Source organism: Amycolatopsis sp. NPDC004625 (genome assembly GCF_040609695.1).
Classification (GTDB): Bacteria; Actinomycetota; Actinomycetes; order Mycobacteriales; family Pseudonocardiaceae; genus Amycolatopsis.
In genome coordinates this window covers 1-18,822 of the sequence record NZ_JBEXKX010000065.1, presented here as the reverse complement: position 1 = coordinate 18,822, position 18,822 = coordinate 1, and the positions used below count along the sequence as shown (strand labels likewise).

The following is an 18,822-nucleotide window of genomic DNA, read 5'->3' as shown; positions in this document are numbered from 1 at the left end:
GGAAACCCGGTGCGGGACGGCTATCGGCGAGTGTTCACCGGTCGTTCACCGGCGGCGATCCAGCTGGCCAGCAGGCCGAGCGCGCGCTCGCTCTCCGAACCGGGTTCGGCGTGGTAGATCACCATGCCCTGGTCGGGGTCGTCGGGCAGGCGCAGCGTCTGGTACCGCAGCCGCAGTTCGCCGACGACGGGGTTGGCGAACAGCTTCCACCCCTGCGCCTTCTCCTGGACCGCGTGTTCGGCCCACAGCTGCCGGAACTCCGCGCTGGCCGCCGAAAGCTCGCCGACCAGCCGGGCGAGCTGCGGGTCGCCGGGGTGCCGCCCGCTCTCCGCGCGCAGGTTGGCGACCAGTTCGCGGCACACCGCGTCCCACTCCGGGTGCAGCTGCTTCGCGCGTTCGTCGGTGAAGACGAGCTTCGGCATGCTGCGCTCTTCGAGGCGGCCGAAGTCGAACGCGACCGCGCCGCCGAGCGCGTTCCAGGCCAGCACCTCCAGGTACCGGCCGAAGACGAACGCCGGCGCCTGGACGGCGTCGAGCAGCTGCTGCAGCTCGGGCCGGATCCGCTGCGGCGCGGGCCGGTCCCGCCGGTCCGGCGCGGCGAGGTTGTGCAGGTAGGCCTCTTCGCCGGCGTCGAGGCGCAGCGCACGGGCCAGCGAGCCGAGGACGGCGTCCGAGACGTTCTTCGCGCGGCCCTGCTCCAGCCGCGTGTAGTAGTCGACGCTGATCCCGGCCAGCTGCGCCAGTTCTTCGCGACGCAGCCCCTTGACCCGCCGGTGCGTGACCCCCTGGGACAGCCCGAGGTCGGCCGGGTCGAGCGTGGCCCGGCGCGCCTTCAGGAACGCGCCGAGCTCGGCCGCGTCGCTCATCACTTCCCGCCGCGGGCCATGCGCAGCACGTCGAGGGCCTCGTCGAGCTGCTCTTCGGTGAGCTTGCCGTCCTTGACGAACCCGCGCTCGATGACGACTTCCCGGATCGTCTTCAGTTCCTTCAGCGCCTGCTTCGCGACCGCGGCCGCGGCTTCGTAGCCGATGTACTTGTTCAACGGCGTCACGATGGACGGCGAGCCCTCGGCGTAGGTCCGCGTGCGGTCGGTGTTCACCGTGATGCCCGCGAAGACCTTGTCCGCCAGCAGCCGGGAAACGGCCGCGAGCAGCCGCGCCGATTCGAGCACGTTCCGGGCGATCACCGGCAGGTTGACGTTGAGCTGGAAGTTGCCCGCGGCGCCGGCGAACGCGACGGCCGCGTCGTTGCCGATCACCTGCGCGACCACCTGCAGCGTCGCCTCCGGGATGACCGGGTTCACCTTGCCCGGCATGATCGACGAGCCCGGCTGCAGGTCCGGCAGCGCCAGCTCGGCCAGCCCGGTCCGCGGGCCGGACCCCAGCCAGCGCAGGTCGTTCGCGATCTTGTTGAGCGACACGGCGATCGTGCGCAGGTGCCCGGAGGTTTCGACGACGCTGTCCTGCGTCGCCTGCGCCTCGAAGTGGTCGCGCGCCTCGGTCAGCGGCAGCCCGGTGACGATGGCGAGCTCGGTCGCGACGGCCTCGCCGAAGCCGTCCGGCGCGTTGAGCCCCGACCCGACGGCCGTGCCGCCGATCGGCAGCTCGCCCAGCCGCGGCAGGCCCGACTTCAGCCGTTCGACGCCGTAGCGGATCTGCGACGCCCACGCGCCGGCCTCCTGGCCGAGGGTGATCGGCACGGCGTCCATCAGGTGCGTGCGGCCGGACTTCACGACGTCGGCCCACTCGGCGGCGCGGACCTCGATGGCGCCGGCGAGGTATTCGAGCGCGGGGATGACGTCCTTGGTGACGGCTTCGGTCGCGGCCACGTGGATGGTCGTCGGGAAGGTGTCGTTCGACGACTGCGACGCGTTGACGTGGTCGTTCGGGTGCACGTCCCGGCCGAGGGCGCGCGAGGCGAGGGTCGCGATGACCTCGTTGGCGTTCATGTTCGACGACGTCCCCGAGCCGGTCTGGAAGACGTCGATCGGGAAGTGGGCGTCGTGGGCGCCTTCGGCGACCTCGTCGGCGGCCGCGGCGATGGCGTTCGCGACGTCGGCGTCGAGCACGCCCAGCTTCAGGTTCACCCGCGCGGCGGCGGCTTTGAGCAGGCCGAGCGCGCGGATCTGGGCCCGTTCCAGGCCCCGGCCGGAGATGGGGAAGTTCTCGACGGCCCGCTGGGTCTGCGCACGGTAGAGCGCTTCGGCGGGCACGCGGACCTCGCCCATCGTGTCGTGTTCGATCCGGTATTCCTGCTCAGCCATGACACCGATTCTGGACCTGTTCGCGCCGCCCCGCGTGGTGGCGTCGCCCACCCTCGGCGCCTCGCGACGCTAGGATCGGGTGTGTTCTCGATCACCGCCATCCACCACTGGCTGGAGCGAGCATGACTGACGTTGCTGGGGAGCCGTACGACCTCGTGATCATCGGCGCGGGCCCGACCGGCCTGTTCGCCGCCTACTACGCCGGGTTCCGCGGCCTTTCGATGGCGGTGGTCGACTCGCTGCCCGAGCCGGGCGGGCAGGTCACCGCGATGTACCCGGAGAAGATGATCTACGACGTCGGCGGGTTCGCCGAGGTCCGCGGCCGGGATCTGGTCGAGGGCCTGGTGAAGCAGGCCGCGCCGTTCAAGCCGAAGTACCTGCTGGGCCGTAAGGCCGAAAAGCTCGAGCCGACGGCCGACGGCGTCGAGCTGACCCTTGACGGCGGTGAAACGCTGCGCGCCCGCGCGGTGCTGATCACCGCGGGCATCGGCGAGTTCACCCCGCGCCCGCTGCCCGCCGGCGACGGCTGGCTCGGCCGCGGCATGGTGCACTTCGTCCCCTCGCTGGCCGTGCACGCGGGGCAGCACGTCGTGGTCGTCGGCGGCGGCGACTCGGCGTTCGACTGGATCCTCGCGCTGCACCCGGTCGCGGCGAGCGTGACGCTGGTGCACCGGCGCGCGAAGTTCCGCGCCGCCGAGTCGATCGTCCGGCAGGCGCGCGAGCTCGGCACCCGGATCATCACCGACGCCGAGGTCACGCGGTTCGTCGAAGCGCCGGACGGCACGCTCGAAGCCGTCGACGTCTCGGTCAAGGGCGCCGGCGACGAGCGGCTCCCGGCCAACGCCGTCGTCGCGGCGCTCGGGTTCACCGCCGACCTCGGCCCGATCGAGAGCTGGGGCCTGGAGATCGACCACCGCGCGATCGCGGTCGACTCGACGATGGCGACCGCGCGCGAACGCGTCTACGCGGCGGGCGATGTCGCCGCGTACCCGGGGAAGGTGAAGCTGATCGCGACCGGCTTCGGCGAGGCCGCGACGGCGGTCAACAACATCGCCGTCGCCCTCGATCCCGACGCCCACCTGTTCCCGGGGCATTCGAGCAACGCCGAGTAGCTCAGGCCTTCGTCTTCTCGGCGATCCAGGGCGCGTAGGCGACGACGGAGGTGTAGATCGACGGCGCCGTCGCGCATTCCGGGTCGTTGTTGCCCGGACGGCTGGTGACGCCGGCGAGCAGCCACTGGTCGCCGTCGCGCACGATCTCGGGGCCGCCGGAGTCGCCGAAGCACGCTCCCGCCTTGCCTCCCGGGTTGTCGGTGCACAGCTCGGCCGTGCCGTCGAACACCGAGGTGCACTTCGTGCCTTCGACGATGTGCGTGTCGAGCTGCTGCAGCGTCGTGGGGATCGCGCCGCAGTTCAGCTTCGGGCAGGTCTGGCCCCAGCCGAGGATCCGGGTCGCGGTGCCCGGTGCCGCGGCCGCCGCGAGCCCGATCGGGGCCGCGGTGACCGGCGCCGCCAGCCGCAGCAGCGCGATGTCCCCGCCCGGTGTTTCGGTGTTGAACGCCGGGTTGATGATGACTTCGGCGGGCTTGGCGACCTCCCCGCCCTGACCCGAGTCGTTCGTCCCCACCCGCAGGGAGAGGTCCGCCGGGGTCTTGCCGAACGCGCAGTGCGCCGCCGTGACCACCCAGGTGGGCGTGAGCAGCGCACCGGCGCAGAACAGCTTGCCGGACGAGGTGTGCAGCGAGACCGTGAACGGATACGGCTGGTCCGCGGCGACACCCCCGACGATGCCGGGGGCGGCCGCGGCCGTGCCGGGGACCAGGACGGCGAGGATCAGGACCAGCAGGGCCGGCAGTCGCCTGGTCACGGAACTCCTTACGGCAGCGGGGGTACGACGTCGTCGTCGGGCGCGTCCAGGTGGCCGTCGAAGTTGACCGAGGAGTACGCCCGCAGCTTGTTCAGCCGGTGGTAGCCGTCGATCATTCTGACGGTCCCGGACTTGGACCGCATCACGATGGACTGCGTCGTCGCCCCGCCCTCGCGGTAGTGGACGCCGCGCAGCAGGTCGCCGTCGGTGACGCCGGTGGCGCAGAAGAAGACGTTGTCGCCGCGCACCAGGTCGTCGTTCAGCAGGATCCGGTCGAGGTCGTGCCCGGCGGCGATGGCCTTCTCGCGTTCGGCGTCGTCCTTCGGCCACAGCCGGCCCTGCAGCTCGCCGCCGAGGCACTTCATCGCGCAGGCCGCGATGATGCCCTCGGGCGTGCCGCCGATGCCGACCAGCATGTCGACGCCGGTGGTCGGGCGGGCCGCGGCGATCGCGCCCGCGACGTCGCCGTCGGAGATGAACCGGATCCGCGCGCCGGCGTCGCGGATCTCCTTGATGATCTGTTCGTGCCGCGGGCGGTCCAGGACGCACACGGTGACGTCGCTGACGCTGCTGTGCTTGGCCTTGGCGACCCGGCGGATGTTCTCCGCGATCGGCGCGCCGAGCTCCACCCGGCCCGCCGCGTCCGGCCCGACGGCCAGCTTTTCCATGTAGAACACGGCGGACGGGTCGAACATCGCGCCGCGCTCGGCGACCGCGAGCACCGCGAGGGCGTTCGGCATGCCCTTGGCCATCAGCGTGGTGCCGTCGACCGGGTCGACCGCGACGTCGCAGTCCGGCCCGTCGCCGTTGCCGACCTCTTCGCCGTTGAACAGCATCGGGGCTTCGTCCTTCTCGCCCTCGCCGATCACCACGACCCCGCGCATCGACACCGTCGAGACGAGCTGGCGCATCGCGTCGACGGCCGCGCCGTCCCCGCCGATCTTGTCGCCACGCCCGACCCAGCGCCCGGCGGCCATGGCGGCGGCTTCGGTGACCCGGACCAGCTCCATCGCGAGGTTGCGGTCGGGCGCTTCACGACGACTCTCTGCGGTGGACATCATTGCCTCCCGGATCGTGGAACTGGCGGGTCAACAGTCTGTCAGATACCCGCCGTGTTTCCCGATACCGTCGGCATGGCGAACCTCACTGCTCGGAGTCGTCCTCCACGGACGCCAGAGCAGCCTCGATGCGCTCGCGCGCGCCTTCGAGATGGCGCTCACAGACCTTCGCGAGCTTCTCGCCCTTCTCCCACAACGCGAGCGACTGCTCGAGCGACAGCCCGCCCGCTTCGAGCTCGCGGACGACCTCGACGAGCCGGTCGCGAGCCTGCTCGTAGCCGAGCTCCTCGCCGGTTGTTTCACTCACGCTCGGTGTTCTCCGACCTTCCGGGCCTGCACGCTGTTCGCGCACACTACCGCGCTGGCCATGGCGTGGTCGTACCCGACGAAGGCCAGGGCGAACTCCTGCCCGTCACCGTCCGCGATCGCCTCTTCGAGGTTCTCCTGCGCCCCGGCCACCCGCCTGCGGTGCCCGGCGCCCTCGGCGAACCACCAGCGCGAGCCGACCTGCATCGACGTCGCTTCGGACAGCCGCCGCAGCTGTGGGCCCAGGTCGCGGCGGGCGGCGTTGCCGCAGCCGGCGAGCAGGGCCGTCCAGCACTCGGCGGCGGCCCGGTCGGTGCGCACCGCCTGGTCCAGCAGCGGATGCGCGCCCAGCCGGCGGGCGGCGTCCACGGTGAGCGGGAGGAACGTCACTCTCACTCCTGGGCCCCTTCCGCCACCGCCTTGATCGCGCCGTCGCCCACGCGCACGCGCAGCTGGGCACCGGCCTCGACTTCGGAGACGGCGCGGAGTACCTGGAGGTTGCCTTCGGCGTCGACGAACTGCACGACCGCGTACCCGCGCGCCAGCGTCGCCGCCGGGCCGAGCGCGGTCAGCCGGGCCCGCGCGCTCGCGATCTCGGCCTGGTCCTTGGCCAGCAGCGTCAGCATGGCGCGGCGGGCGCGTTCGCGGTGGACGTCGACGTCGTCCTGCCGCCGCTGGACCGGGCCCAGCGGGTCGGCCAGGGACGGGCGGCTGCGGATCTGGTTGAGCAGCCGCGCCTGCGTGTCGACCCAGCCGTGCAGCGCGCGGCGGCCGCGGTCCCGCATCTGGCGGACGCGCTCGGTCTCCTCGCGCAGGTCGGGCACGATCCGCTTGCCGGCGTCGGTCGGCGTCGAACAGCGCAGGTCGGCGACGTAGTCGAGCAGCGGGGTGTCCGGCTCGTGCCCGATGGCGCTGACCACCGGCGTGCCCGCGGCCGACACCGCGCGGCAGAGCGCTTCGTCGGAGAACGGCAGCAGGTCCTCGACGCTGCCGCCGCCGCGGGCGATGACGATGACGTCGACTTCGGGGTCGGCGTCGAAGATCCGCAGCGCGCGCATGACCTGCGGCACCGCCTGCGAGCCCTGCACGGCCGTGTTGAGCACCTTGATCCGCACGTGCGGCCAGCGTCCCTGCGCGTTGGCCAGGACGTCCCGCTCGGCCGCCGACGCGCGGCCGGTGATCAGCCCGACGCCCTTCGGCAGGAACGGGATCGGCCGCTTGCGCTGGGCCGAGAAGAGCCCTTCGGCGGTCAGGAGCTTCTTGAGCCGTTCGATCCGGGCCAGCAGCTCGCCGATGCCGACGGCGCGGATCTGGTCGGCGCGCAGGCTGATCGTGCCGCGGCCGAAGAAGTACGACGGCTTCGCGTGCACGACGACGCTGGCGCCCTCCCGCAGCGGCGGTTCCATCTCGCGGATCAGCCAGTTCGGGCAGGTGACCGACATCGACACGTCGGCCGAAGGGTCACGCAGCGTCAGGAAGGCGGTCTGGGTGTTGGGACGGGAACTGACCTGGGTGACCTGGCCCTCGACCCAGACGGCGCCGAGCCGGTGGATCCAGTCGCCGATCTTGCGCGCGACGGTCCGGACCGGCCACGGCGCTTCCGCGGTGCTCGCGGGCGCTGGTGCGGACTCGGTGCTCACCGGTCTTCCGCGCCGTCTTCCCTGTCCTGTTCCGCCTTGCGGGCGTTGGCGATCCGGCGGGACAGCATGCCGGTGAACGACGAGCGGTCGGCGTGGGCGCGCTCGTACTCGAGGATGGTCTCGAGCTGGTCGATCGAGAGCTGGCGCAGCCGCGCCCGCAGCTGCGGGAGGGTGAGCTGGTCGTAACCGGTCAGCCCGGCCGGCCCCTCGTACCCGGCGGCACTGGTGCGGGGCGTCTCGCTCTTGACCTTCTTGTCGACCTTCGGCGTGCCGGGCTTCGGCGTCTTCGGCGGTTCGGCTTCGCTGTCGTTCTCGCCGTCGGCGTGGTCCTCGGCGAGCGCGCGCTCTTCGTCGGCCCAGGGATCGCCGAGCTCCGCCTCGAGCTCGGCGGCCGACGGCACGCGGCCGTTGATCTCCGAACGCGGTTCGGGCACGTCGGCGACCGGGGCGAGGTTCGGCCGCGCGGGCGGGACGTCGGGCGCGGCGTCCTCGTCGAACGTCGCCCAGCTCGGGGTGTCTTCGACCGGGCGCAGGCTCGACAGCGCGCTGTCGCCCTTGATCGCCAGCTCGGTGACGTGCTGCTGGACGCGCATGGACGCCTGCAGCACCTGGCTGACCACGGTCACCGGGAGCCCGGCGAGCTGCCGGGGAAGCTCACGAACCCGCTCGGCGGTGGAGACGGCGAGGCCCGCGGCGACCCGGAGGGGGAGCGGGAATGGCTTCATGGGTCCAGCGTGCCGTATGACCGCCGCTCCTGCCCAACCGAATGGGTGCAGTGCGTGACCGGCGGCACAGCCCGGGAGAGGGACGAAGCTCACCCGAAAGGGACTTCGAGTTCGTCTCGGGGCTGCCCGTACCCTGGGTGGCATGAGTGCAGCGAGTCCCGGAATCGAGCCCGCGGGTACCCCCACGATCACCGGAACCGCCTCCGGCAAGCGGGTGCTGCTCGCCAAACCCCGTGGTTACTGCGCGGGTGTCGACCGCGCGGTGATCGCCGTCGAGAAGGCCCTGGAGGTCTACGGCGCCCCGGTGTACGTCCGCAAGGAGATCGTCCACAACAAGCACGTGGTCGAGACGCTGCGCGAGCGCGGCGCGATCTTCGTCGACGAGACGTCCGAGGTGCCCGAGGGCGCGCTGGTGGTGTTCTCCGCCCACGGCGTCTCGCCGATGGTGCACGCGGAGGCGGCCGAGCGGAACCTGCGCACGATCGACGCGACCTGCCCCCTGGTGACGAAGGTGCACAAGGAGGTCAACCGGTTCGCGAACGACGACTACGACATCCTGCTGATCGGCCACGAAGGCCACGAAGAGGTCGAGGGCACGGCCGGCGAGGCGCCGGACAAGGTCCAGCTGGTCGACAAGGCCGAGGACGTCGACAAGGTCGAGGTGCGCGACCCGTCGAAGGTGATCTGGCTGTCCCAGACGACGCTGTCGGTCGACGAGACGATGGAGCGCGTCGACCAGCTCCGCGAGCGCTTCCCGGGCTTGGCGGACCCGCCGAGCGACGACATCTGCTACGCGACGACGAACCGCCAGGTCGCGGTCAAGGCGATGGCCGCGGAGTGCGACCTGGTGCTGGTGGTCGGGTCGACGAACTCGTCCAACTCGAAGCGCCTGGTCGAGGTGGCCCTGAAGGCCGGCGCACGCGCGTCGTACCTGGTCGACTTCGCGCACGAGGTCGACGAAGCCTGGCTCGACGGCGTGACGACGGTGGGGGTGACCTCAGGCGCATCGGTGCCGGACGTCCTGGTCATGGAACTGCTGGACTGGCTGGCCGAGCGCGGCTACGCCGACGTCGACGAGGTCACGACGGCCAACGAGAAGATCTCGTTCGCCCCACCCAAGGAACTGCGGAAGGTCTGATGCCCTCCCGATCACGCGTGTGGCCCCGCTGATCACGCGTGATGCCTCTTCGCACACACGGCGGTCACCTCCTCGAGGTGACCGCCGTGTGTCGTTCAGCGTTCTTCGTCGTCCCAGGGACGGTTGCGCCGTGGGGGCGCGGTGCGTCCGCCGGACGGCCGGCGGGGCGGCGGGGTGTCCCGTCCGTCCTCGGCGGGCGGCCGCGGACGCCGCCGCGGAGCGTCGCCGCCGCGTGGCTCGCGACGGCGGGGGTCGCCGTCTTCGGGGCGGGGCGTGCGCCGGGTGGCCGGCGGCGGCTTGCGCGTGCCGCGGTCGGCGGGCGCGCCGGCCCGGGGAGCACGGCGTTCCCCGTCGGCGGGCGGACGCGGGCGTCGCGGCGGTTCGCCGTCCCGGCCCCGCCGCGCACCGGCGGGCAGGGGTGTCTGCCCGGTCCGGTTCGACCCGGCCGGCCGCGGACGTGCGGCCGCGCGCGGCTTCTCGTCGTCCTCGCTGGTCTTCTTGAGCTTCTTCGGGGCGTCCGGATCGCGCTCGCGGACGATGCGGACGATGCCGATCAGCAGCGTGATGCCGGTGGTGATGGCCATCATGGGGAAGCTGTTGATCAGCGGAGTGCCGATGCTGAGCGCCTTCGACAGCATGTCGTCGCCCTGCGACCCCGAGGTCAGCAGGATGACGCCGGGCACGGTGACGGCCAGCACCAGCGGCGGCATCACCATGGGCCCGAACAGCCCCCGGCGCTTCACCACGCAGACCGCGATCACGGCCCCGGCGATGAAGCAGACGATGAAGACCACCGGGATGGTCGTCTGGCTCGGCTTGCCGAGCAGGGCGCCGACAACCGCCAGGCCGAGCCCGACCAGGACGGCGGCCCACCAGGGCAGTCCCCGCCTCGAACCGACGACAGGACGCTCATCCCACGGCACGGGGACGTCGTCGGCATCTGGATCGCTCTGGCGATCGCGAATCGCGGTCACAAGCGAACACCGTATCTCGTGGTTGTGAAGATCTTGCCAGCACCGCCGCCGACATGGGCCGACAGCCACCTGCCGGGCCCCTTCGGCGGCCCGTGGCGGAGGCTGGTGAACGTGCTCGCGGTTGGCGTGCCGGGCCCGCTCGGCGGGCGCCCCTCGCGGTCGGCAAGCCATCCGACGGCAGGACGAAACCGCTGGTCACGCCGCTCGCGGCGCGGTTGGCGGGGTCAGCCGACCGGGTTGCAATCGCGTACTTGCGCCGTCGATGCGCGGACGGTGGGCGACCGCGACCACGACCACCGCGACCGCGACCACCGCGACCGCGACCGCGACCGCCGCGACCGGCGACTGCGACCGCGACCGCCGCGGCCGTCCTGCGGCTGTCTGGCCTTCGCCTACCCCTCAGCTCGCCGCCAGCTCGTCCCCCTTCCGCACCGCCGGCAAAGCCGCCGGGCTCCCCGACGCCTCCGACAGCGGCGCCACCGTCGCCCGGAACGTCTCCAGCGCCTCCAGCTCCCGCCGTCGCGCCGACAGGAACCGCTGCAGGTGCGTGCTCGACAGGTTCAACGCCTCCACCGCACCCCCCGCCGCCCGGTGGGCCGCCGCTGCTCCGGTCCGGACCCGCTCCACGTCCGCCTCCAGCGTGCGGTCGCTCGCCGCGAACAACGCCGCCGAAGCCAGCACGCCGAAACCCGTCGGGCCGCACAGGAACACCCGGCGGTCGATCAGCCAGCGCAGCAGCTCCGGGTCCGTGTCCAGGGCCGCGACCACCGCCGCGTCGGAGGGGACGAACATGATCGTCCCGTAGATCGCGTCCGCCCAGCGCTGGTAGCCCTTGCCCGCCAGCTCCGCCGCCCGCGACCGGATCTGGCGGACGTGCGCGCGCAGGGCGTCCAGGCGCTCGTCCGGGTCGTCGGTCTCCACCGCCTCGGACCACGTCGCCATGCTCGCCTTCGCGTCCACCGGGACCGTGCGGTCGCCGCCCACCCGCAGCACCATGTCCGGTTTCGCCGAGCCGCCGCCGCCCAGGTCCGTCTGCAGCGTGAAGTGCAGGTCCTCGCGCAGCCCGAGGGCGCGCGCCGTCTCCACCAGCACCTGCTCGCCCAGCTCGCCGCGGCCGCTGATCGAGGCGAACGCGACCTCGTAGCGCCGCAGCGCCAGCTGCTGCTGGTCCGCCTTGGCCCGCTCGGCCGCCACCAGCCGGGCCGCCGCGTCCGCCCGGCGCATCCCGTCCTGATATAGCCGCCACAGCAGGGCGACGGCGAACAGCAGCAGGACCGCCAGCACGATCGCCGCCGTGGTCAGCACGGTCGCCACTTCGCCTCCTCCGTCCGGATCCCGAGCCCCGGAATCGAGCTCGCAGACATCATGGCGGACAGCACCGACAAAAACCGCACCCGAACCGTCGCTCTGGGTAGCTGACCTGCGAACACATCGATTCCCCGCAGGGCGTGTCCGATCCGGCACGCTCGTGTTAGTACACACGTTCGAGTGAGACGGCGGCGTGCCTGCGGGATTTCGTCGGAGCCGGGTCGTACCTTGGCCCCCGTGAGATTCCTGCACACCTCCGACTGGCACGTCGGCCGCACGTTCCACGGCGCCGACCTGCTCGCGGAACAGGAAGCGGTGCTCGGGCACCTCGCCGACCTCGTGGCCGGCGAGGCGATCGACGCCGTCCTGGTGGCGGGCGACATCTACGACCGCGCGGTGCCCTCCGCCGAAGCCGTGCGGGTGGCCACGAAAGCCGTCGCCCGGATCCGCGCCGCCGGCGCGCACCTGGTCGTCACGCCGGGGAACCACGACTCGGCGCCCCGCCTCGGCGCCTTCGCGGAGTTCGCCGCGGCGGGCGGCCTGCACCTGCGCACCACCGTCGCCGGGCTGGCCGAACCGGTGCTGTTCGAAGACACCCACGGCCCGGTCGCCGTCTACGGAATCCCTTACCTGGAGCCGGAACCGGCGCGCCACGCCCTCGGCGTGCCCGAAGCGCGCGGCCACACCGGCGTGCTCACCGAGGCCATGCGCCGGATCCGCGCGGACCTCGAAACCCGGCCGGGCGCGCGGTCGGTCGTGCTCGCGCACGCGTTCGTCACCGGCGGCGAGCCGACCGACAGCGAGCGGACCATCGCGGTCGGCGGGGTCGAGCAGGTGCCCGGCTCGGTCTTCGACGGCGTCGGTTACGTCGCCCTCGGCCACCTCCACGGCCCGCAGACGCTCGCCGAGCACCTGCGCTACTCCGGCAGCCCGCTGGCGTACTCGTTTTCCGAGGCGCGCCAACGCAAATCCGTCTGGCTGGTCGACTTCGACGAGCACGGCCTGCACGAGGTCCGGCGGCACGAACTGCCCGTGCCGAGAGCCCTCGCCACCCTCGAAGGCGCCATCGAAGACCTCCTCGCGGACCCGGAACACGACCGCTACCTCGGCCACTTCCTGTCGGTCACGGTCACCGACCGGGTGCGCCCGGTCGACGCGATGCGGCGGTTGCGCGAGCGGTTCCCGTACGCGGTGCACCTGGAGTGGGAGCCCGCGGGCGGACACGCCGGCGCCCCGCTGCGCTACGCCGACGCCGTCCGCGGCCGGTCCGACATCGAGGTCTCGCGCGGCTTCCTCGACGACTGCCGCGGTGCCCCGCCGACCGCGCGCGAAGAGCGGCTCCTGTTCCAGGCCCTGGAAGCGGCCGACCGGGAGGCCCTCGCGAAATGAGGCTGCACAGGCTGGAGGTCGAAGCCTTCGGGCCCTACTGCGCACGCGAGGTGGTCGACTTCGACGTGCTCGGCGCCGACGGCCTCTTCCTCCTGCACGGCGAAACCGGCGCGGGCAAGACGACGCTGCTCGACGCGATCGCGTTCGCGTTGTTCGGCGTGGTCCCGGGCGCCCGCAACGAAGCCAAGCGGCTGCGCTGCGACCTCGCCGAGCCCGACCAGATCACCGAGGTCGCCCTCGAACTCACCGTGCAGGGCCACCGGCTGAAGATCGTCCGCAACCCGGAGTACCAGCGGCCGAAGCGCCGCGGCGAAGGTACGACCACCCAGCAGGCGCGGGTGTCGCTGAGCTGGATCGGCACCGCGCCCGCCGGGCTCGCGCCGGACGGGCTGATCCGGATCGAGGAGGTCGCCCGCACGGTCGAGCGGCTGCTCGGGATGACCGCGGCCCAGTTCTTCCAGGTGGTCCTGCTGCCGCAGGGCGAGTTCGCCCGCTTCCTGCGGTCGGACACCGCCGAGCGCGAGAAGCTCCTGGAGCGGCTGTTCGGCACCGAGCGCTTCGCCGACGTCGAACGCTGGTTCGCCGACCTGCGCGCCGAGCGCGGCCGTCAGCTGGAAACCCGGCAGCGGGACGTGCGCGAGCTGCTGGCCCGGTACGCGCAGGAGGCGCAGCAGGAGGTGCCCGAGCAGGGCGTGGCCGAGTGGGTCGACGCCGTGCTCACCGAAGCACACGAGCGAGTCGCACAGGTGACGGCGGAGGAGGACCGAGCTCGGTCGGCTGCGCAGCGGGCGGACGCGTACCTGCAGGAGGAACGCGCGGGCGCGGAGAAGATCCGCCGCGTCCGCACCGCCCACCTGCGTCTGCTCGAGATCACCGAACAGGCCCCGCAGCGCGCCGAGTGGGCGCAGGAGGTCGCGGCGGCGCGCCGGGCGGCCGGGGTCGCCGTCGAAGCGGACCTGCTGGACCGGCGGGCCGCGGAGCTGACCGAAGCCGAGCAGGCGGAGAAGGCCCGTGGCGCCCGGCTGCGGGAGTCGGGCACGCGGGCGACCGGCGACCTCAAGGCGCGGGCGGCCACCGCGCGCGAGGAGGCGGGCGCGGTCGCGGAACTGGTCGCCGAGGCCGAGCAGCAGGAGCTCGACGTCATGCGACGTGACGACCGCAAGCTCGCCGCCGTCACGGCGCAGCAGCAGGCCGAGGAACTGACGGCCGAGCTGGCCGCGCTCCCCGGCCAGCTGGCGAAACTGCGCGCGGACGCGCTGAGCGCGGCCGAAGCCGAAGCGAAGCTCGACGGCGCCAAGGCGAAGGTCGACGAGCTGCGGGCCTTCGCCAAGGACGCGGCCGAGCTGCCCGAGGCCCAGGCGAAGGTCCAGCGGGGCGAGGCGAAGCTGCGCGAGGTCGTCGACACCCACCAGGCGGCCCGCCAGCGCCGGCTGGACCTGCGGGAGCGGCGGCTCGACGGGATGGCGGCCGAGCTGGCCGCCGCGTTGCCCGACGGCGCGCCGTGCCCGGTGTGCGGGTCGGCCGACCACCCGGCCAAGGCGAACCGGGACGTCGAGCTGGTCGATCCGGCCGAGGAGCGCGCCGCCGAGGAAGCCGAGCAGGCGGCGGACGCGATGCGGCAGCGGGTCGTCGTCGCGCTGGAAGAGGCGAAGGCCCGGCTGGCCGGGCTGATCGAGCGGCTTGCCGGGCGCACGGCCGAGTCGACCACCGCGGAACTGGCCGAAGCACGCGCAACGGTCGCCGTGCTGACCGAGAAAGCGGCTCTGAAGACGAAGCTGGGCCGGCAGGTCGTCCTGCTGGAGCGCGACCTGGAAGCGCGGGCAGAGCGCCTCCGCCGGGCCGAACAGGCGGCGACCGAAGCCACGACCGACGTCCGGGCCCTGGAGGAACGGCTGGCCGAGCGCGAGCGCCGCCTGGTCGCCGGCCGGGGCGAGTTCGCGGACGTCGGCGCCCGGCGCCGGCACCTCCTCGGCCTGGCCGAGGCCCTCGAAGCCGTCGCGGAGGCGCGGACGGCGGTCGTGGGCGCCCGGGAACGGGTCACCCAGCAGAAAACGCTGGTCGAGGCGGCCGTGCAGGCGAAGGGGTTCGCGTCCCTGAAGAAGGCCAGGGCCGCGATGCTGCCGGACGAGCAGATCGAGAAGCTCGAACAGGGCATCGCCGAGGCCGAGGCGGCCGCCGCGGGCGCGCGGGCGCTGCTGGCCGAACCGGACCTGTTCGGGATCTCGCCGGACGACGTCGCGGACGTCGGCCGCGCGGCCGACGCGGCGCAGCTGGCCCGGGCGCGCGCCGACTCCGCGTACGCGGCGCTGCGGGTCGCCACCGCCCAGCACGAGGAGCTGACCCGGCTCGCCGCCCGGCTGCGCGAGACGCTCGCCGGGCTCGCCCCGGCCGAAGCGGAGTACGCCGAGCTGCGGGCGCTCGCCGACGTCGTCAACGGGCGCGGGCAGAACAGCCGCAAGATGTCACTGCGTTCGTACGTGCTGGCGGCGCGGCTCGAAGAAGTCGCCGTCGCGGCCACGCACCGGCTGCGCACGATGAGCCAGGGCCGCTACTCCTTCGTGCACTCGGACGCGGCCGGCGCGCGCGGCACCCGGGGCGGCCTCGGCATCGACGTCCTGGACGACTACTCGGGCACCATCCGCCCGGCGAAGACGCTGTCCGGCGGCGAGTCGTTCCTCGCGTCGCTGGCCCTCGCGCTCGGGCTGGCCGACGTCGTCGCGGGGGAGACCGGCGGCGCGCTCCTGGACACCCTGTTCGTCGACGAGGGCTTCGGCACGCTGGACGCCGAAACCCTCGACGTCGTGATGAACATCCTCGACGAGCTGCGCGCCGGCGGCCGGGTGGTCGGGCTGGTGTCGCACGTCGAGGAGCTGCGGCAGCGGATCCCGACCCGGCTGCGCGTCCGCAAGTCCCGCACCGGCTCGACGCTGGAGGTGCGCGCCGGCTGATCGCCCGGCCAAGATGGAGCCATGACCGACCAGCCGCCGAACGGCCTGCCCCGCTACCGCGTGCTCACCGGCCCGGACGACGCGAAGTTCTGCCACCGGGTCAGCGAAGCCCTGGACCTCGGCTACCGCCTGTACGGCTCACCGGCGGCGACCTTCGACGGCGACCAGGTCATCGTCGCCCAGGCCGTCCTCTGGCCGGGCGGACAGGGCTAGCCGGAGGTACCTCCCGGCGTAGGAACACCACGGCGTCCACGCGCGCGCCCGCTCGCCCAGCGACTCCGGCGGGATCTCCAGCGCCTCGGCGCCGCGGCGGACCTCGGGATCGCCGCAGAGCAGGACGTCCGGCGCGCCGAGGACACGCATCACGACGTAGTCCGCCGTCGACGGGTCGACGTAGTCCAGCAGCTCCGCGCGCAGTTCGGCCGCCTCCCGGCCGACGTGGACGTCCAGCCGCCCTTCGGCCAGGGCGGCGGCCACGCCGGTGACGGTTTCGCCGAGCCCGGCCGTTGCGACCTGGGCCGCGGTCGGGAACAGCCGCGTCACGCCCCACTCGCCCGGCACCTCCTCGCCCGGCGGCACCTCGTCGAGCAGGGCGCGAAGCAGCAGCTCCTCGCCGTCGACGGCGCCGGGCACCCGCATCCCCGGCGCGGCCGCGACGAGCGGCGCCAGCGCCGGGTCGGCACCGAGGACGCGGGTGACCGCCGCGGGGTCGGCGTCGAGGTCGAGCAGCCGGCGCACGCGGCTGACCGCGCTGCCGAGGTCACGCAGGTCGGTGAGCATCAGCTCGCAGCGCACGTGGTCCGGCGACGGCGTCAGCCGCACGACGCCGGTGCCGTGGGCGAGCCGCAGCGTGCGCGCGTAGGACTCCGAGGTGACTTCCTCGACGCCTGGGATCGCGTTGTCGGCGAAGAAGCGAAGCAGCCCCGGAGCGTCGAAGGGCGGCCGGAACGGCAACCGCAGGCTGAGCCGGGTCCCGGTCACGTCGCTCTGCCGCCCTCGTCGTGAAGCAGCGAAGGCGCGAAGCTGCGAAGGCGTCGTCGCGAACACCTCGCGGATCGTTTCGTTGAACTGCCGCACACTGGAGAAGCCCGCCGCGAAGGCCACGTCCGTCAGGGGCAGCTCGGACAGTTCGATGAGCAGCCGCGCCGAGTGCGCGCGGTGCGCCCGGGCCAGCGCGAGCGGGCCGGCACCCAGCTCGGCGGTGAGGACCCGGCCGAGCTGGCGTTCCGAGTACCCGAGCCGGCGGGCCAGGCCGGGGACGCCTTCGCGCTCCACGGTCCCGTCCGAGATCAGGCGCATCGCCCGCGCGGCCAGGTCGGCGCGCACGTTCCAGTCCGGCGAGCCGGGCACGGCGTCCGGCAGGCAGCGGCGGCAGGCGCGGAAGCCGTTGGCCTGCGCGGCGGCCGACGTCGGGAAGAAGCGGACGTTCTGCGCCTTGGGCGTCGACGCCGGGCAGGACGGGCGGCAGTAGATCCCGGTGGTGCGGACGGCCATGATGAACTGGCCGTCGAAGCGCGAGTCGCGGGCGGTGACCACGCGGTAGCAGCGTTCGGCGTCGCGCCAGAGTGTTTCGGTGACCATGCCTCCGAGCATGTCAGCAGGTCAGCGCCATCGCTGGCGGAAATCCGCCACGGCGTTGGGTGCGTGGGTCCCGACCGGGGCGGGCACGTAGACTGCGGGGTCGTGAGCCTCACCCTCGGTATCGTCGGCCTGCCCAACGTCGGCAAGTCCACCCTGTTCAACGCGCTGACCCGCAACGACGTGCTCGCCGCGAACTACCCGTTCGCGACGATCGAGCCGAACGTCGGTGTCGTGCCGCTGCCGGACCCCCGGCTGGACAAGCTGGCCGAGCTGTACAAGTCGGAGAAGACGGTCCCCGCCGTGGTGTCCTTTGTGGACATCGCGGGCATCGTGAAGGGCGCGTCCGAGGGCGCCGGGCTGGGCAACAAGTTCCTGGCGAACATCCGCGAGGCCAACGCGATCTGCCAGGTCATCCGCGTGTTCGACGACCCGGATGTGATCCACGTCGACGGCCGGATCGACCCGTCGAGCGACATCGAGACGATCAACACCGAGCTGATCCTCGCCGACCTGCAGACCCTGGACAAGGCGCTGCCGCGGCTGGAGAAGGAAGCGCGGACGAAGAAGGAGAACAAGCCCGCGCTGGACAACGCCCAGAAGGCGAAGGAGATCCTCGACGCCGGGCGCACGCTGTTCCAGGCGCAGAAGGAAGTCGACTTCGACGCCCTGCGCGAGCTGAGCCTGCTCACGACGAAGCCGTTCCTGTACGTCTTCAACGCGGACGAGTCCGTGCTGACCGACGAGTCCCGCCGCGAGGAGCTGACCAAGCTGGTCGCCCCGGCGGACGCGGTGTTCCTCGACGCAAAGGTCGAGGCGGAGCTGCTGGAGCTGGACGACGAGGAATCGGTACGCGAGCTGCTCGAGTCGGTCGGCCAGCCGGAGCCGGGCCTGTATTCGCTGGCCCGCGCGGGCTTCCACACACTCGGCCTGCAGACGTACCTGACGGCGGGCCCCAAGGAATCCCGCGCCTGGACAATCCCCCAGGGAGCAACGGCCCCCCAGGCGGCGGGCGTGATCCACACGGACTTCGAGCGCGGCTTCATCAAGGCGGAAATCGTCTCGTACAACGACCTGATGGAGGCGGGCACAATGGCAGCAGCCCGCGCGGCAGGCAAGGTCCGCATGGAGGGCAAGGACTACGTAATGGCCGACGGCGACGTAGTCGAGTTCCGCTTCAACGTGTGAGCCGCCCGGGCAGCGGTCCCGCCGCGCAGCAGGCTTGTCCCAGCAAAGGAGCTGGGTGGTCATCCCGTCGCCTGAGGCCGTGAAATCACTTTGAGCCGGGCCCGCAACATGCAGACCAGGTCAGGGGTGGCAGCGTGAGGTTGCGGGCCCGGCTCAAAGTGATAGGCCTCGTTCAGGCGACGGGATGACCACCCAGCGGCCCACCTCTCCAAGGCGGGGGGACAGCGGGTCCCAGGGTCATCCCGGAGCCTGCCTGTCCGGCGAGGACATTCTTTTGTCTTTTGCCCGTGGCTCAGCTTTGCGGTGGGTCTGCTCTGCCGTGGCTATGTGGCGGGTCCGACCTCCCCCGCCCCTCCGGTGGGATTTTCAGGCGGCGGTCGGGTTTGTCAAGGCGGGAAAGTGCTGCGGACCGGGGTGGGGGTGCACAACTGGAAGCCGGGC

17 protein-coding genes are annotated in these 18,822 nt (G+C 72.6%); 6 read left to right on the top strand and 11 right to left on the bottom strand.

What is annotated here, in order from left to right; all coding sequences use genetic code 11:
- Positions 1-20: 20 nt before the first annotated feature.
- Both ABZW17_RS41630 and ABZW17_RS41625 read right to left on the bottom strand, forming a co-directional pair.
- Positions 21-866: a helix-turn-helix transcriptional regulator gene (locus ABZW17_RS41630; RefSeq protein WP_354826914.1), complete on the bottom strand. Its 846-nt coding sequence runs from the start codon at positions 864-866 to the stop codon at positions 21-23.
- Positions 866-2,263, bottom strand: a complete 1,398-nt coding sequence (locus tag ABZW17_RS41625; protein WP_354826911.1) for a class II fumarate hydratase — start codon at positions 2,261-2,263, stop codon at positions 866-868. The genes ABZW17_RS41630 and ABZW17_RS41625 overlap by 1 nt, the downstream gene beginning before the upstream one ends.
- Before the next feature lie 122 nt (positions 2,264-2,385).
- Here ABZW17_RS41625 and ABZW17_RS41620 point away from each other — a divergent pair, with 122 nt between their 5' ends.
- Positions 2,386-3,375 (top strand): NAD(P)/FAD-dependent oxidoreductase, encoded by a 990-nt coding sequence (locus tag ABZW17_RS41620; RefSeq protein WP_354826909.1) that lies wholly within the window; start codon positions 2,386-2,388, stop codon positions 3,373-3,375.
- A 1-nt stretch (position 3,376) separates the two neighbouring features.
- On the opposite strand, the gene ABZW17_RS41615 is transcribed toward ABZW17_RS41620, so the two are convergent.
- From ABZW17_RS41615 to ABZW17_RS41590, 6 genes are all read right to left on the bottom strand, one after another.
- Positions 3,377-4,129 (bottom strand): serine protease, encoded by a 753-nt coding sequence (locus tag ABZW17_RS41615; RefSeq protein ID WP_354826906.1) that lies wholly within the window; start codon positions 4,127-4,129, stop codon positions 3,377-3,379.
- 8 nt (positions 4,130-4,137) lie between these two features.
- A complete protein-coding gene (gene glpX, locus ABZW17_RS41610; RefSeq protein ID WP_354826904.1) occupies positions 4,138-5,187 on the bottom strand; it encodes a class II fructose-bisphosphatase in 1,050 nt (349 codons plus the stop codon).
- A gap of 85 nt (positions 5,188-5,272) precedes the next feature.
- Positions 5,273-5,494, bottom strand: a complete 222-nt coding sequence (locus tag ABZW17_RS41605) for an exodeoxyribonuclease VII small subunit (protein ID WP_043786198.1) — start codon at positions 5,492-5,494, stop codon at positions 5,273-5,275.
- On the bottom strand, positions 5,491-5,889 hold the full coding sequence (locus ABZW17_RS41600; protein ID WP_354826901.1) for a hypothetical protein: 399 nt from the start codon (positions 5,887-5,889) through the stop codon (positions 5,491-5,493). The genes ABZW17_RS41605 and ABZW17_RS41600 overlap by 4 nt, the downstream gene beginning before the upstream one ends.
- Positions 5,886-7,133 carry an exodeoxyribonuclease VII large subunit gene (gene xseA, locus ABZW17_RS41595; RefSeq protein ID WP_354826898.1) on the bottom strand — a complete coding sequence of 416 codons (1,248 nt, stop codon included), beginning with the start codon at positions 7,131-7,133 and terminating at the stop codon, positions 5,886-5,888. Before xseA ends, ABZW17_RS41600 begins: the two co-directional genes overlap by 4 nt.
- Entirely contained in the window at positions 7,130-7,858 is a 729-nt protein-coding gene (locus tag ABZW17_RS41590) for a lipid droplet-associated protein (RefSeq protein WP_354826895.1), read from the bottom strand. Before ABZW17_RS41590 ends, xseA begins: the two co-directional genes overlap by 4 nt.
- 142 nt (positions 7,859-8,000) lie before the next feature.
- Here ABZW17_RS41590 and ABZW17_RS41585 point away from each other — a divergent pair, with 142 nt between their 5' ends.
- Positions 8,001-8,996, top strand: a complete 996-nt coding sequence (locus ABZW17_RS41585) for a 4-hydroxy-3-methylbut-2-enyl diphosphate reductase (protein ID WP_354826892.1) — start codon at positions 8,001-8,003, stop codon at positions 8,994-8,996.
- Between the two features lie 95 nt (positions 8,997-9,091).
- Here ABZW17_RS41585 and ABZW17_RS41580 read toward each other — a convergent pair whose 3' ends face one another.
- Positions 9,092-9,970, bottom strand: coding sequence for a DUF6542 domain-containing protein (locus ABZW17_RS41580; protein WP_354826889.1), 879 nt, complete (start codon positions 9,968-9,970; stop codon positions 9,092-9,094).
- A 399-nt stretch (positions 9,971-10,369) separates the two neighbouring features.
- Positions 10,370-11,284: a DNA recombination protein RmuC gene (locus ABZW17_RS41575; protein ID WP_354826886.1), complete on the bottom strand. Its 915-nt coding sequence runs from the start codon at positions 11,282-11,284 to the stop codon at positions 10,370-10,372.
- Positions 11,285-11,515: 231 nt separating this feature from the next.
- Here ABZW17_RS41575 and ABZW17_RS41570 point away from each other — a divergent pair, with 231 nt between their 5' ends.
- From ABZW17_RS41570 to ABZW17_RS41560, 3 genes are read left to right on the top strand one after another with little or no spacing between them, the layout of a single operon-like run.
- Positions 11,516-12,667 (top strand): exonuclease SbcCD subunit D, encoded by a 1,152-nt coding sequence (locus ABZW17_RS41570; RefSeq protein WP_354826883.1) that lies wholly within the window; start codon positions 11,516-11,518, stop codon positions 12,665-12,667.
- Positions 12,664-15,615, top strand: coding sequence for an SMC family ATPase (locus tag ABZW17_RS41565; protein WP_354826881.1), 2,952 nt, complete (start codon positions 12,664-12,666; stop codon positions 15,613-15,615). Before ABZW17_RS41570 ends, ABZW17_RS41565 begins: the two co-directional genes overlap by 4 nt.
- A 21-nt stretch (positions 15,616-15,636) precedes the next feature.
- Positions 15,637-15,828 (top strand): DUF1737 domain-containing protein, encoded by a 192-nt coding sequence (locus ABZW17_RS41560; protein WP_354826878.1) that lies wholly within the window; start codon positions 15,637-15,639, stop codon positions 15,826-15,828.
- On the opposite strand, the gene ABZW17_RS41555 is transcribed toward ABZW17_RS41560, so the two are convergent.
- Entirely contained in the window at positions 15,754-17,208 is a 1,455-nt protein-coding gene (locus ABZW17_RS41555) for an AlkA N-terminal domain-containing protein (RefSeq protein ID WP_354826876.1), read from the bottom strand. The two genes, ABZW17_RS41560 and ABZW17_RS41555, sit on opposite strands and share 75 nt — an antisense overlap.
- A gap of 90 nt (positions 17,209-17,298) precedes the next feature.
- On the opposite strand from ABZW17_RS41555, the gene ychF reads away from it, so the two are divergent.
- Positions 17,299-18,381, top strand: coding sequence for a redox-regulated ATPase YchF (gene ychF, locus ABZW17_RS41550; RefSeq protein ID WP_354826875.1), 1,083 nt, complete (start codon positions 17,299-17,301; stop codon positions 18,379-18,381).
- Positions 18,382-18,822 lie beyond the last annotated feature (441 nt).